Raw genomic sequence first — 13,871 nt, 5'->3', positions numbered from 1 at the left:
AATAATTTTTAGAAAATTTTGAAGCGCCAAATCTTGACGATTTGAATTCTTTGTTAAACATGGAGTAGATTCAAATCTCCATCACAATGGGAGTTCGAAAATGGTTGCTAAGAAGAAAGCTGCGAAGAAGGCCCCTGCAAAGAAGGCCGCTGCTAAGAAAAAAGCCGTGAAGAAAGTTGCGAAGAAGGCTCCAGCTAAGAAAGCTGCTGCTAAGAAAGTTGTAAAGAAGAAAGCTGCTAAGAAAGCTGCCAAGAAGAAATAAGTAGCGCTTCAAAATTAAAAGGCCTGAGGATTTCCTCAGGCCTTTTTTATGTACAGGATGTACGGTACCTCGCGGGCGCAGGATGCGCAGGAGCGAGGAATTTCCCTAGGGAAATAGCTTATTCGATGTTCTGAACCTGCTCTCTCATTTGCTCGATGATGACCTTCATTTCCACGCCACAACGGGTCATCTCAGCATCCTGAGATTTGGACGACATGGTGTTGGCTTCGCGATTGAGTTCCTGCATCAGGAAGTCCAAACGACGACCAACCGACTCGCCGCGAGCCAAAGTTTGGCGCACTTCAGCGATATGGCTGATCAAGCGCGACATCTCTTCTTCAATATCGAGACGCTGAGACGCCATGGCAACTTCTTGCGCCAAACGCTGCGGTTCAACATCAACACCGAGATCGGCACAGCGGGCTTTGAGCTTTTCGACCCACTGATCGCGGACCAGCGGATAACGCTCGCGCACTTTCTTGACCAAGCCTTCCAACGCAACGCAGCGTTCGATTAAGAATTGGCCCAAACGCTCGCCTTCGCGGCCGCGGGTTTGAGAGAAATCTTCCAGAGCAGCTTCAAATAGTTTTTTGGCCTCGGCCAACAGCGGCGTGAAGTCAGCCAGCTCTTGGCGCACGATTCCGGGAAACCCGAGAACACGCAAAGCATCCGGCGTGGTGGTCGCGCCCAATTCAAAAGTGACCTGATCCATGGCTTCTTTGAGGCCACGCAGACGATCAAGATTGAGTTCCAAGGCATCCGCATTGACGCCTTCGCGGGTGTAACGTAGTCCGGCTTCGACCTTGCCGCGCGACATTTTTGCGCCAGCCTGCACACGCAACTCGCTTTCGAGCGCGCGAAACTCTTCGGGCATCTTGAGCTGCAGATCAAGATAGCGATGATTGACTGAACGCAGCTCCCAGCTGATCCGGCCCCAGGGTGCTTGTGTCTCGGCGCGGGCATAGCCCGTCATGCTGCGAATCATGAATACTTCCCGTGTTGATAGGCGCGCATTGTAAGCCGCCAGCGAAAACCGCAGGAGTGCCATGCTCTCTATATGAGTGTTGAAACAGCCAAGGGCCGCTTAATGCAGAACGGCTACGCGGTCGTTAAACCGGTAGCCGTCTGGTATGCCGACGCTAAACTGCGTACGGCGAGATTCTTTGGAGTCAGGCGGCAGTGGCCGCCCGTTCCAGAATCAGTAATCCGCTTACTTCTTTTTGGCTGCGGATTTAGCTTTGCTGACCAGCTTTTTAACTGCTTTCTTAGCTTTGGCGACAACCTTCTTCACCGTGGCCTTCGCAGTAGGCTTCTTCTTGGCAACTGCCTTTTTGGCAACAGCCTTCTTAGCAGCGGGTTTCTTCTTTGCAGCGGCTTTCTTCTTAGCAACCATGTTGACAGCCCTCCAATGTTCAATCGAAGTGCGGAAAATATTTCCGCTCCGATGGAAACACGACGTCGCTGTATTTCCATGGGTGTGAATATTTGCTTATAAAAGTGAGAAAATCAACATCTTTGGCATTATTGGATATAAACACCGTGTTCAATCTAAAAAAACAAATGCTGCGAAATGCGCTTTTTGTAGCGCTGATTTCATTCGGAATTTCCGCTCAAGCGAAAACCGACGATGCACCTAAGCCCGCGCCGTTATTGGGTTTCAAGGTCATCCAGACCTTGCCACACGATTCTGCGCACTACACCGAAGGCTTGGTTTTTTACAAAGGGAAATTGCTGGAAAGTGCAGGCGAATACGGCGAATCGGCCCTTTATGAAAAAGATCTCAAAACTGGAAAAACACTCCGTTCGCGCACGATTGAACCGCAGTTTTTTGCCGAAGGCCTAGCGGTTGCCCACGACCGAATCGTGCAACTGACGTGGCGCGAAAACACTGCATTTGTTTATGACCTCGCCTTTAATCCACTCGGCACTTTGAACTACAACACCGAGGGCTGGGGCCTTGCGAGCTTCAATAACGATCAGGAATTAGTGATGAGCGATGGCTCGCCGATCCTGCGATTTATTGACGGAAGCGACTATCACTTCCTGAGACAAATCACGGTGCGTGATGGCGACAAAGAGATCATGCGACTCAATGAGCTCGAGGAAGCCAATGGATTTATTTACGCCAACGTCTGGCTCACCGACAAGATCGCGGTGATTGATCCCGCAGATGGTCGCGTTGTGAACTGGCTGGATCTATCGCGCCTGCAAACGCTATTCAAGAAACCAGCAAAGTGGAACGAGCTCGACAACGTTCTCAATGGCATCGCCTATGACACTCGGACAGGCCATTTTTATGTCACCGGCAAACGCTGGCCGGCACTTTTTGAAATCAAAATTGACCCGCCCCAGCGCCGTCATTAAGTGGCGCTACAGTCATAAATTATGGCCTCAAAGTAACAGTCATTACCTTTACGTCTGCGTGGTGTAGCCATCATTTGACCTAGATCATTACGCCCCGTATAAACAGTCCAAGCATTTTATTTCTTGGAGTTTAGTAATGATTCTTACCCATGAGCATAAGGAGCTGTACCGCACGGTTAAAAAGTTCGTTGAAGATGAGCTCAACCCTCACGTCGCCGAATGGGAAAAAGAAGGCATCTGGCCCGCACATGAAGTGCTGAAGAAAATGGGCAACCTCGGTTTGCTCGGCATCAGCAAACCAGAAGCTTATGGCGGCATGGGTCTCGACTACTCCTATGAAGTGGTCTTCGCACAAGCACTCGGCAACTGCACCTGCGGCGGCATTCCGATGGGCATCGGCGTGCAAACCGACATGGCAACGCCAGCACTTGCACGCTTTGGTTCTGACGAACTTAAAAAAGAATATCTCGCACCTGCCATCGCTGGTGACATGGTGGTGTCGATTGCTGTTTCAGAAGCCGGCGCAGGCTCCGATGTTGCGAGCCTCAAAACCACCGCACGCAAAGAAGGCGGCGACTACGTCATCAATGGCTCGAAGATGTGGATCACCAACGGCACGCAGTCTGATTGGGCTTGCATGCTGGTCAACACCAGCGAAGGCAAAGTCCACGCAAACAAATCACTGATCGTGGTGCCGATGGATGCCAAGGGCATTGATCGCAAAACCAAGCTCGACAAACTCGGCATGCGCGGCTCAGACACCGCAATGATTTTCCTCGATGAAGTGCGTGTGCCGCAGCGCAATTTGATTGGCACCGAAGGCATGGGCTTCATGTATCAGATGATGCAGTTCCAAGAAGAGCGCTTGTTCGGCGCCGCCAGCGGCATCGATGGCCTGACCAATCTGATCAATGAAACGATTGAGTACACGCGTCAGCGCCAGGCCTTTGGTCAGTCATTGCTCGACAATCAATACGTGCACTTCCGCCTTGCAGAACTCAAAACTGAAGTCGAAGCATTGAAGGCACTGGTCTATCAGACGACTGAAGAATATGTGGCCGGTCGCGATGCCAGCATGTTGGCTTCAATGTGCAAACTCAAAGCGGGCCGCGTGGGTCGTGAAGTCACCGATTCACTCCTGCAGTTCTGGGGCGGTCAGGGCTATATGTGGGATAACAACATCTCCCGCGCTTACCGCGACACGCGCTTGATCTCGATTGGCGGTGGCGCTGACGAAATCATGCTCGGCATCATCAGCAAGCTGATGGGCATCCTGCCTAGCAAGCGCAAGCACGAAGCCAAAAAAGCTTCTTAAAAGAACACTCTAGACCGCAGCGCCCCTGTGAAATCGGAAAAATTCCGGGCTCACAGGGGCGCTTTTATTTTGCGGCTCACGGCTCAGCACTGTTCTTCTGCCGCTTACATCATGTAAGCTAATTCCTACATGGAGGTCGCTGGTGCTAAGTGCAGGCCAGCAACATCGGGGGAATGATAATGATAAAAACTGACGATTCAGGGATGCAGTCAGACATCAGCGAAATCATGCTGATCACTCATGACGATGTACTCGATTCAGACGTGCTGACCGCCGCTAACATTCTTGCGGTCAATCTCCGCAACAGCATTCCGCATATTGATTCGGTCAAGCATGCAGGCAAGGTTCTGGATGCGCTGCTCCAAGAACAGCCGCGAATCATCAGCTGCATCTACCACTTCGATGATCTGCATTGCAGTGAAATGCGCTCCAGCGTATTGCGCGCTGGCATCGTGACGCTCGCGCTGCAAAATGGGCATCACGCGATCATTGCCCCGGTGAGCACGCGACTGCCGACAGCTCACTGGCGCTCAGAATTTATTTTCCGCGCCGCGCGCGGCATCCGCTTAATCAGACCGGATCTCTCAGAGCAGCAGGTCGTCTTTCTGCTGACACAAGGGATCCACTTCTACGCGCAGCACAGCGCTGAAGATCAGTTAGCTACCGGTGAGACTTGGCAGAAGGTCTCGCACCATCAAGCGCGCGAGCAAGCAGCGTAGCGATCAGGCCACGCTTTAACGGCAGCGCAAACCTAGCGTCGTCATCAATTTGACGAAGGGAATCAGGTGCGAGCCGAGCACCGCTTTGCCAGTGACCAGCAAGCCCACCGAAATATCACGCGTGGGATCGGCCCAGCCCAAGATATTCATAAAGCCGAGATGCCCATACGCACCGGCCGTCATCGGGCCATAAATGCCGACGGGCGTTGCGCCGAGCATCATGCCTTCGCTGTAAATCATTGGAATGTTCAGCGTGCGATCAAACGAAAGGCCGCTAGCAGGACGCACTGCGCGCTGCACAGTCTCTGGCTTCATCACCTGCTGCCCATTCCATGTGCCGCCATCCAGCAGCATTTGATAGAAGCGTGAGAGCTCTTCTGCTGTTGCATAGATATTGCCCGCAGGAATCACCGCGTCCATAAACACGTCAGAGTTAGAAACTTCGATCACCTTGTCGATCGGCGCCATCAGCGCGCGCTCAAGAATTTTCGAGATCGGATAACGCACCGGCGTTCCCGCCGCGTAGTTCAGCGCCGCGTGATCGCGATACTGCGGCTCAAGGCCGTATTGGAAATACTTCATGCCCAATGGCTTGCGCAGGCGCTCATCGAGGAATTTCTTCACCGACTCACCGGTTACGCGCTGAATAATCTCGGCCAAAATAAACCCGCCGGTGATCGCGTGATACGACATGCGATTGGCGCGACCAGGTGTGGGCGGCGCATCACAAATCATTTTGATCATGCGATCCCAATCGAGCAACAACGCGGGATCAAGATCGCCGACAGGCAGATCAAGCGTGGGGAATCCGCCGCGATGTGACAGCACTTGCGAAACCGTCGTGCTGCCTTTTCCTGCAACGCCAAACTCCGGCAGATAACGCGCCACCGGCGCATCCAAATCAATCTTGCCGTCTTCAGCCAGCATGTGCGTGAGAATCGCAGTGACCGCTTTCGATGCGGAGAACAAACAAATTGGCGTGTCGGTTTTCAGCAGATGCTTTTCTGCGCGGACCGATTCAAGCGGACCATTGCCGCTGGCATGTCCAAGGGAGCGATCCAGCAATACAACGCCGCGACGGCGCAGACAGAAACTTACGCCGGGATAAGCACCGCTACGATAAAGATCTTCGACTGCTTTCCAAATCTCATTGACGTCTTTCTGCGAAAGATCGCCATCTTCGGCCGGCCGCTCGGTGGCTTCATTGACGTCTATCACACCGCCCAGACGCGCAGGAACTTTTACCTTGAGAAACTGAAACCACTTGAGATTGATCATGGGAATACTGCGATAAATTTAGTGCACGCAGTCTGTGCGGCGGCACTACGCAGGTCAACCCGTGCATTTGCACGGATTGCAATTAAGCAGGCACTACGATCTTCGAGAAATCACTCGCCTGTGCGTGGGCTGGGAACGATACAGCCTTGGCGTCGCGAATCAGCTGCACAGTCGCCATGCCCGCTGCGCGTGCAGCGTCGAGCTCTTCACCAACGTCCGACAGAAACAGAACCTCTGACGCCGGAACGCCGATCTGTTTCACGATCGCCTGATACGACGCCACGTCACGCTTACCGCCAACGCGCGTATCAAAATAACCAGAGAACAATTTCGTCAGATCGCCGTAAGCGGTGTACCCAAAAATTAGCTTCTGCGCTTCGACTGAGCCAGACGAATAGACATAGAGCTTGAGTCCCTGCGCATGCCACTGGCGCAGATATTCCGGCGTGTCTGCGTAGACGTGGCCTTTGAGCTCGCCTGCTTCATAACCCTGACGCCAGATCATGCCCTGCAAAGCTTTGAGCGGCGTGACCTTGCGATCTTCTGCGATCCAGCGTTCCAGCACATCAGCGGCCGCGTCTAACGACAGCGCGTCTTGTTCGATGCGCTCAATCTCAAACAACTGCTGCTGCAATTCTTCGCTGTCAGCGTTCTCACGCAAAAAACTGCGCATATGCGCTTTTGCGTAAGGGAACAGCGTTTGATGCACGAAATCGATGGAGGAAGTCGTGCCCTCAATATCGGTGAGAATTACTTTGATCACGCTGCCGCCTCGAAGCGCGGAAAACTATCTGCAATGTCATTGCCGGTGAAATTTCCGACCCAGCCTTCTGGCGTGGTGAACAAACGAATCGCTTTGAAATTAGGCTGCGGCCCCATATCAAACCAATGCGTGAGATTGGCTGGCAGATTGATCAGATCGCCCTTGGTGCAGAGCGTGGCGTAAACCTTGCCGCCGCTGTGGATGTAGAACATGCCCGCACCATCAACGAAGAAGCGAATCTCGAAATCTGCGTGCGTGTGTTCCGCCAGAAACTTGCCGCGCGCGACTTCTCGCTGCGGATGATCCGGATACATGCTGACGACGTCGATCGACTGGAAGCCATACTTTTTATTGAGGCGATCAATCGGTTCGCGATACGCAGCGATGACTTCTTCCTGCTCTGCTTTTTCGCTCAAAGGTTGATTGGCTTCCCAACGCTCGAACTCAACGCCAATGCCAGCCAGCGCATCGCGGATATCGTCGAACGCAGTCAAAGTCTGAAGGGGCTGTTTGCCATTGTTGTTGGCATAAATCGTCAACGTCGTCATTTCTTTTCGCTCCATAACTCGCACTCGAACATGAATTCGAGCGCTTCTACTCGGTGTCGTGCCTGTGCCACATTTGCGCCCCATGCATAGAGGCCGTGTCCAGCAATCAGATACGCGGGCGTTTCGGGGTGCTGCTTCATGTGTTCATCAACATGTGCGGCGAGGCGTGCGATGTCTTGATCGTTTGCAAAAACTGGCACGCTGACTTCTGCATCATGCGTGTTAATGCCCGGCAACAGCTTCAACAATTCATAACCGGCCAAACGTATTTTTGAATGTCGACGTGACAACACAGTATTGGCAATTGAATGCGTATGTAGCGCAGCACCAATCTTTGAATCGTGTTGATAAAGCTGCATGTGCAACAAGGTTTCGTAAGACGCTTTGCGTGTAGCGTCCAACGGTTTGCCGTCGAGCCCTGCCACTAAAAAACCATCTGCCGCTAACTCGCCTTTGTGCCAGCCCGATGCCGTGATCAACACTTGATCCGACGAAAGCTTGACGGAAAAGTTTCCGCCCGTGGCAGGCACCCAGCCACGGCTGTGGAACATACGTCCGGCCTCAATCATGGCCTGCGTGTGGAGCGCAATTTGTTTAGCGTTATCGTTCATATCGGACGGCAATCTACGGCAAGCAACTGCGCTGAGCAACGCACTGCTTACAATAGGAATATGGCTGCAAGGCCCAGGAATATAAAGAAGCCCATTGCGTCGGTCGTCGCGGTCAGCAAAACGCTAGAGCCCATGACGGGATCTCTGCCGATGCGTCTGAGCACAACAGGGATGGCTACACCCACCATCGCTGCCAGCAACAACTGCAGAATCATCGCGCCGTAGATCACCAACGCGATCTCCCATTTGCCATACATCGCGTATGTCATCAGAGCGAGCGCAGCGCCCCACAAGCTGCCGTTGAGCAAGGCGACCAAAAATTCTTTGATAAACGTTTGTCGCAACTGCGAAGAGCGCAGCTGATCCAAAGCCATCGCGCGCGTCACCAGACTCATTGTCTGCGTGCCGGTGTTGCCGCCCAGCGAAGCAATGATTGGAATCAGCGTTGCCAGAACAGTGAACTGCACGATGACGTTATCGAATACACCGATTACACGCGATGCGCCAAACGAGGTCAGCAAGTTGAGCCCCAACCACGGCCAACGGTTGCGGCTGCTCTGCAAAACAGGGCCGTAGAGATCTTCTTCTTTCGACAAACCGGCCTGACGCAAACTCTCGCTTTGCGCACGCTCGTTGATTTCATCGAGCACCGCGTCAACAGTGATACGTCCGACCACCTGCTGGTGCAAATTCACTACGGGCGCAGACAACAGATCGTATTTCTCAAACGCAGCCACTGCGTCTTTGATCGGGTCATCGGTAAAGAAGAACGTCGGCGCGCGCGTCATTACTTCGTTAACGGATTGCTCCGGTTCGTTGAGCACCAACTGCTCCAACGACAACTTGCCGCGCAGCTCATTGCTACGATCGACAACAAAAATATCGGTATTTTCTTCAGGCAGATCGTGCTTGAGTCGACGCAGCAAACGCTGCACCGCTTCCAGCGTCGCGTCTTCGCGCACGCTGACGTAGTGCAGATCCATCATCGCGCCGACGCTGCCTTCGGGAAATGACAGTGCCGAGCGCACTTCAAATTGTTCGGCGCGATCAAGACCGGCGAGCACCGTTGGCGCAACGTCATCCGGCAGTTCGGCGACAAGATCGGCGATTTCGTCTGGGCCGAGATCACGAATCGCGGCGACGATTTCATCAGGGCGCATATCGCCGACCAGCGTCGGCAATACAGCATCAGAAATTTCCAACAACACCGCGCCGCGTTGTTCGGCCGAAACCAAATGCCAAGCCATTTCGCGCGCTTCAGGCGCGAGACTTTCTAGAACAAAGGCAATGTCAGCAGGATGGAAGCTGGCGAGACGTTGCGCCAACTGCGCATGGTGCTGACGATCCAGCAACTGCGAAGCGACATCCTGATTCTGGATATCGGTACGAGAAACCAACTCGCGCTCAAGCGCCTGCCGCGACAGCAGTTCAATGATCTGCTCACGCGACTGCTCGAGATGCCGGTGATGCACCCGGCCTTCGCTGTTCTGGTTAGCGCTGGTTTCCGTCATCTTCTCGGCCCTAAGATTGCGGTCATTCTAGGCTGCGGATGTGACATTGCATCGTTCCCGCGCTTCCATGCGCCCACGATGTACCACGCATCCTGCATATAAAAACAAAAAGCCCGCTGTGTGCGGGCTCTTTAGTGAAAGTCTCTAGGACCTTCCCTCTCAAAACAAAACCGCCGCGGCGAGCGGCGGGTTTGTCATAGCATTGAGTTGGCTTGCGCCAAAGCCTTACTTGATCTTGGCTTCCTTGAACGCAACATGCTTGCGTACAACCGGATCGAATTTGTTGAATTCGAATTTGTCCGGGGTGTTCTTACGATTTTTGGTCGTGGTGTAGAAGTAGCCCGTGCCTGCAGTCGACACCAGCTTGATCTTCTCGCGGTCTTTCTTTTTAGATGCCATGGCTTACACCTTCTCGCCGCGGGCGCGGATTTCAGCCACTACGGCTTCAACGCCCTTCTTGTCGATGATGCGCATGCCGTTGGCAGAAACGCGCAGGGATACAAAGCGCTTCTCTGGCTCGAGCCAGAAACGGTGCTTATGAAGATTCGGTTCAAAACGGCGACGGCGACGGTTATTCGCGTGCGAAACCGTATTGCCGACGATTGGACGTTTGCCGGTGACCTGACAGACTTTAGACATGATTGAAACCTCAAAAACAGGCAAACCAGCCCGATGGCTGGCGCTTAAGGGCGCGCTTTATACCAGTTTTGAAGCAACTGAAGCAAGCGCCGCGTAACTGGGCGGGAGGGGGAATACCGTGCAAAATGTAACTTAACCGCTCACCTATTATACGTGTCGTTCAAGGAAGAATGCCCGTTAAAAAAGCCCCCACGCGTAAAAGTCCTGCGAAAATCGCTACGTTAGAGCCTCGTGAGGCCTTAGTTGCAGCTGGTTTGCGCTTGTTGGCCGATGGCCTGCCCTCTATCCAGCTGAGCGCTCGCGTTGTCGCGGCAGAAGCGGGCCTCAAAACGCCGCAATTCAATAAGGTTTTTCCAGAGCTTCCGCTCTTTTTGGCCAGCATTTTGCGCAGACTCAGCGATCAGGTCCGCGCAGAGACTTTGCAGGCCATTGGCCGCAAGGCTCCAAGCCGCGATTTGGTCCGCAAAGCGATTACGGCCTATCTGGACGCCATCCTGCGCCGCCCGGCCCTGCCGGAAATCTCGCTGGCCATGCGCGCAGACCCCGCTTGCCAAGAAGTCACGCGCGAGCGCATTAACAGCATGGTGATGCTCGGCACCCTGCAACTCAAAATGGCGGGCGTTCCGAATTACGAAGGTCTGGGCCGTTTGGGCATGGCGATGTTGTTCGAGATTGCCAACGCAGAATTTGAGGCACGCCGCGCGCTGCCTGAATACCGATTAACCCTAGACGCTTATTTTGTAGGCCCGTGAGAACAGCCATGCCTACGAAACAGAAACAAATGACTGCCGTCACCAAGCAGAAGATCTTCAAAACCGTTATTCAGATCGCGGATGCCGTGCCCTATAACGACGCCACACTTGCGCGCGTCGCCAAGGCCGCCAAGGTGCCCGTCTCGCAACTACAAACGCAATTTGTCGATTTCACCCATCTGCTGATCGCCGTTCAGCAATTCATCCTTGATGAACTGCGCGACCACGTGATCGACGCCACCGCGCATTTGCCGCCGGGACTCGAGCGCGTGCGCACCGCGACCAAGGTTTATCTCGATCACTCCTTGCAGCGCCGCGGCCTGCGCGTCTGGCTGTTACAGGCGCGCCGCGAACAACCGCAATTGGCTGAAGGCCTGCGGCGCCAGAATCACTCTTTTGCCTTGGTGATCTCGACGGAATTCCATGCACTCGGCTGGCCTTATCCACTCGCTGCAGCACGGCTCTATCTGGCCTCCATCCAAGAAGCTGCGCGCCTTGAGCAACCCAAGGGCGAAGCGCTGGCTTATGTCCGCGAGGCAATCTGGGACATCGCACGCTTCTACACGCACCAAGTGAAAGCCGGCGTCGCTAAAAAGAGCTAAATCCAACCGCGCTCGGCAAATGAAGCCGACGCGCCTTCGCCGATCACCAGATGGTCGAGTACGCGGATGTCTACTGCCGACAGTGCGGCCTGCAACTTGGCCGTCAGTACACGATCTGCCGCGCTTGGCTCAACCACACCAGACGGATGGTTATGAGCAAGGATCACCGCCGCCGCGTTGTGCTTTAACGCGGCTTTCAATACTTCGCGTGGATAAACCGCCGCGCCATCAAGACTTCCACGCGCGAGCTCTTCGAAGGCAATCACACGATGTCGCGTATCCAGAAACAGAATCGCAAAGACCTCATGCGGAAGATCCCGCAAGCGTGATTTGAGATAGTCGCGCGCCGCACGCGGATCGCTCAAAGCATCGCGCTCGGGCAATTCTTCAGCCAAATGGCGACGCGCCATTTCCAGCACCGCTTGTAGCTGCGCGTATTTCGCCGGACCCAAACCCTTCTCCGCACAAAAGTCCGCTTTCGACGCCTTCAGTAGCGCGCGCAGGCTGCCAAAGTTACTCAACAAATCCCGCGCCATATCCACCGCGCTTTTGCCGGGCACGCCGGTTCGCAGAAAGATGGCGAGCAGTTCGGCATCAGACAAAGCGGCCGCACCACGCGCCAGTAATTTTTCTCGTGGACGTTCGTCTTCAGGCCAATCTGTAATCGCCATCTCTGCGTTCTCAATACTTTGCGTCTTGGCGGAGCTTAATCAGGCTAAAATGCCCAAATGCAGACTTCGCTCACAACTCTGGCCGGACGCCGCATTTTGCTCGGCGTCACCGGCGGCATCGCGGCCTATAAGGCTGCCGATCTCACGCGCCGCTTCAAAGAAGTCGGCGCCGACGTGCAGGTCGTCATGACTGCGGGCGCGACTGAATTCGTCGCGCCGCTCACCTTTCAGGCGCTCTCAGGCCGCGAAGTGCGCAGCGCATTGTTTGATGCTGCACACGAAGCCGCGATGGGCCACATCGAGCTCGCTCGCTGGGCCGACGTGATCGTGATTGCACCTGCCAGCGCCAACTTCATTGCGCAGATTGCGCAAGGCAGCGCGAGTGATTTACTGACCACGCTGTGCCTCGCGACGGATCGCCCGCTCGCGATTGCACCAGCGATGAATCGCCTGATGTGGAGCAACGCCGCCACGCAAGCCAATGTCGCAACGCTGCGTCAGCGCGGCGTGCATATCTTTGGTCCCGGTGCAGGCTCGCAAGCCTGCGGCGAAGTGGGCGATGGCCGCATGTTGGAACCCACCGAAATTCGCACCGCGGTTGCGCATATGTTTGAGCAAGGCCCGCTCGCAGGCGTGCGCGCCGTCGTCACCGCAGGCCCTACGCGCGAGCCGATTGATCCGGTGCGCGTGATCACCAATCGTTCGTCCGGCAAGCAAGGCTATGCGGTTGCGCAGGCGCTGAGCGCGCTGGGCGCGAGTGTCACGCTGGTCTCCGGCCCCACTGCGTTGGCAACGCCACCCGGCGTGCAGCGCGTGGACATCGAAACTGCGCAAGACATGTTGCAGGCCTCGCTCACCGCAGCCGCTCAATCAGATATTTTTGTCGGCACGGCTGCGGTTGCTGACTATCGCCCGGCGCAAGCCGAGATGCAGAAGATCAAGAAGAAAGACGCCGAGATGTCGCTGCCTTTGGAGCGCACTACCGACGTACTCAAAGCCGTTCGCGAAAAATATCCGGTGCTGTTTATGGTGGGTTTTGCGGCTGAAACCGAAAAGCTCGCCGAACATGCGCAAGGCAAATTGCAGAACAAGAAGCTAGATTTGATTGCAGCCAATCTGGTCGGCAACGGCCGCGCGTTTGATCGCGAAGACAATGCACTACATCTGTTCTGGCCCGGCGGCGATCAGGAACTCGCGCCTGCCAGCAAGACCGCACTGGCGCGTGAACTGGCGCAGGTGATTGCCTCGCGATATCGCAGCAAAGTCGGCATCTAACGCTCAGATGGCTGAAACACAGCCAACCTAGAATGTTAATAATTGATTAACAATTTTTTATTAGTTTAGCTTTAATAACAATTATCAGGGGATGCTCGCCAACGCGGGCCTATCAAAATGCACAAGATTCAACTCAAAGTTCTCGACCCCCGCGCGCAAGCGCCGGCCTACGCCACTGACGGCTCCGCAGGCCTTGATCTGCGTGTGATTGCCGATGCGCCGCAAGTGCTCGAACCCGGCCAGACCACGCTGCTCAAAACCGGCCTGTCGATTTACATCGGCAATCCACACATCGCTGCGGTGATCCTGCCGCGCTCAGGCCTCGGCCACAAAAACGGCATCGTGCTTGGCAATCTGGTTGGCTTGATCGACGCCGATTACCAAGGCGAGCTGATGGTGAGCTGCTGGAACCGCGGCCAAACCGCGTTCACCATTAACCCCGGCGAACGCATCGCGCAGTTGATGTTTATTCCAGTGATTCGCGCCGAGTTTGAAACCGTTAACGAATTTCATGCCACCGCTCGCGGCACGGGCGGCTTTGGCAGCACTGGTAAGAGCTGA

Annotated in this window: 17 protein-coding genes and 1 pseudogene; 8 read left to right on the top strand and 10 right to left on the bottom strand. The window is 54.7% G+C overall.

From position 1 onward, the window contains the following. Positions 1-100: 100 nt before the first annotated feature. Positions 101-187 (top strand): annotated as a pseudogene (locus CJD38_RS18980) (histone H1); the annotation flags it as partial. Positions 188-380: 193 nt separating this feature from the next. Here CJD38_RS18980 and CJD38_RS10325 read toward each other — a convergent pair. Together CJD38_RS10325 and CJD38_RS10320 are read right to left on the bottom strand one after the other, a co-directional pair. Then, positions 381-1,247: a YicC/YloC family endoribonuclease gene (locus CJD38_RS10325; protein WP_107940242.1), complete on the bottom strand. Its 867-nt coding sequence runs from the start codon at positions 1,245-1,247 to the stop codon at positions 381-383. A gap of 225 nt (positions 1,248-1,472) precedes the next feature. Then, the gene (locus CJD38_RS10320; RefSeq protein ID WP_170107365.1) at positions 1,473-1,655 is read right to left on the bottom strand and encodes a hypothetical protein; all 183 of its coding nucleotides are present in this window, start codon (positions 1,653-1,655) and stop codon (positions 1,473-1,475) included. Positions 1,656-1,801: 146 nt separating this feature from the next. On the opposite strand from CJD38_RS10320, the gene CJD38_RS10315 reads away from it, so the two are divergent. The 3 genes from CJD38_RS10315 to CJD38_RS10305 all read left to right on the top strand — a co-directional run bounded on the left by CJD38_RS10315 (position 1,802) and on the right by CJD38_RS10305 (position 4,660). Continuing rightward, positions 1,802-2,626, top strand: a complete 825-nt coding sequence (locus CJD38_RS10315; protein WP_146165971.1) for a glutaminyl-peptide cyclotransferase — start codon at positions 1,802-1,804, stop codon at positions 2,624-2,626. Positions 2,627-2,762: 136 nt separating this feature from the next. Further along, a complete protein-coding gene (locus CJD38_RS10310; RefSeq protein WP_107940240.1) occupies positions 2,763-3,941 on the top strand; it encodes an acyl-CoA dehydrogenase family protein in 1,179 nt (392 codons plus the stop codon). A gap of 149 nt (positions 3,942-4,090) precedes the next feature. Next, complete coding sequence (locus CJD38_RS10305; RefSeq protein WP_146165970.1) at positions 4,091-4,660, top strand: hypothetical protein; 570 nt, start codon at positions 4,091-4,093, stop codon at positions 4,658-4,660. 15 nt (positions 4,661-4,675) lie between these two features. On the opposite strand, the gene CJD38_RS10300 is transcribed toward CJD38_RS10305, so the two are convergent. From CJD38_RS10300 to rpmB, 7 genes are all read right to left on the bottom strand, one after another. Then, positions 4,676-5,938 (bottom strand): serine hydrolase domain-containing protein, encoded by a 1,263-nt coding sequence (locus CJD38_RS10300; protein ID WP_107940238.1) that lies wholly within the window; start codon positions 5,936-5,938, stop codon positions 4,676-4,678. An 82-nt stretch (positions 5,939-6,020) separates the two neighbouring features. Beyond that, positions 6,021-6,701 carry an acireductone synthase gene (gene mtnC / locus CJD38_RS10295; protein ID WP_107940237.1) on the bottom strand — a complete coding sequence of 227 codons (681 nt, stop codon included), beginning with the start codon at positions 6,699-6,701 and terminating at the stop codon, positions 6,021-6,023. Then, a complete protein-coding gene (locus CJD38_RS10290; protein ID WP_107940236.1) occupies positions 6,698-7,249 on the bottom strand; it encodes a 1,2-dihydroxy-3-keto-5-methylthiopentene dioxygenase in 552 nt (183 codons plus the stop codon). Before CJD38_RS10290 ends, mtnC begins: the two co-directional genes overlap by 4 nt. Then, a complete protein-coding gene (locus CJD38_RS10285) occupies positions 7,246-7,860 on the bottom strand; it encodes a methylthioribulose 1-phosphate dehydratase (RefSeq protein ID WP_107940235.1) in 615 nt (204 codons plus the stop codon). Before CJD38_RS10285 ends, CJD38_RS10290 begins: the two co-directional genes overlap by 4 nt. 47 nt (positions 7,861-7,907) lie before the next feature. Further along, positions 7,908-9,371 carry a magnesium transporter gene (gene mgtE / locus CJD38_RS10280; RefSeq protein ID WP_107940234.1) on the bottom strand — a complete coding sequence of 488 codons (1,464 nt, stop codon included), beginning with the start codon at positions 9,369-9,371 and terminating at the stop codon, positions 7,908-7,910. 225 nt (positions 9,372-9,596) lie between these two features. Next, positions 9,597-9,770 (bottom strand): 50S ribosomal protein L33, encoded by a 174-nt coding sequence (gene rpmG, locus CJD38_RS10275; RefSeq protein ID WP_107940233.1) that lies wholly within the window; start codon positions 9,768-9,770, stop codon positions 9,597-9,599. A gap of 3 nt (positions 9,771-9,773) precedes the next feature. After that, positions 9,774-10,010, bottom strand: a complete 237-nt coding sequence (rpmB, locus tag CJD38_RS10270; RefSeq protein WP_107940232.1) for a 50S ribosomal protein L28 — start codon at positions 10,008-10,010, stop codon at positions 9,774-9,776. Positions 10,011-10,180: 170 nt separating this feature from the next. On the opposite strand from rpmB, the gene CJD38_RS10265 reads away from it, so the two are divergent. Then, the gene (locus tag CJD38_RS10265) at positions 10,181-10,762 is read left to right on the top strand and encodes a hypothetical protein (protein ID WP_107940231.1); all 582 of its coding nucleotides are present in this window, start codon (positions 10,181-10,183) and stop codon (positions 10,760-10,762) included. Positions 10,763-10,770: 8 nt separating this feature from the next. Further along, on the top strand, positions 10,771-11,364 hold the full coding sequence (locus CJD38_RS10260; RefSeq protein WP_107940230.1) for a TetR/AcrR family transcriptional regulator: 594 nt from the start codon (positions 10,771-10,773) through the stop codon (positions 11,362-11,364). On the opposite strand, the gene radC is transcribed toward CJD38_RS10260, so the two are convergent. Then, positions 11,361-12,035, bottom strand: coding sequence for a RadC family protein (radC, locus tag CJD38_RS10255; protein WP_107940229.1), 675 nt, complete (start codon positions 12,033-12,035; stop codon positions 11,361-11,363). The two genes, CJD38_RS10260 and radC, sit on opposite strands and share 4 nt — an antisense overlap. A 57-nt stretch (positions 12,036-12,092) precedes the next feature. Between radC and coaBC the strand changes: the two genes are divergently transcribed. After that, the gene (gene coaBC, locus CJD38_RS10250; protein ID WP_107940228.1) at positions 12,093-13,310 is read left to right on the top strand and encodes a bifunctional phosphopantothenoylcysteine decarboxylase/phosphopantothenate--cysteine ligase CoaBC; all 1,218 of its coding nucleotides are present in this window, start codon (positions 12,093-12,095) and stop codon (positions 13,308-13,310) included. Positions 13,311-13,427: 117 nt separating this feature from the next. Then, positions 13,428-13,871, top strand: coding sequence for a dUTP diphosphatase (gene dut / locus CJD38_RS10245; protein WP_107940227.1), 444 nt, complete (start codon positions 13,428-13,430; stop codon positions 13,869-13,871).

The organism is Stenotrophobium rhamnosiphilum (assembly GCF_003052265.1).
GTDB classification, from domain to species: Bacteria; Pseudomonadota; Gammaproteobacteria; order Nevskiales; family Nevskiaceae; genus Stenotrophobium; species Stenotrophobium rhamnosiphilum.
Note: the sequence above shows the minus strand (reverse complement) of the source record. Positions and strands in the feature narration are given on the sequence as shown.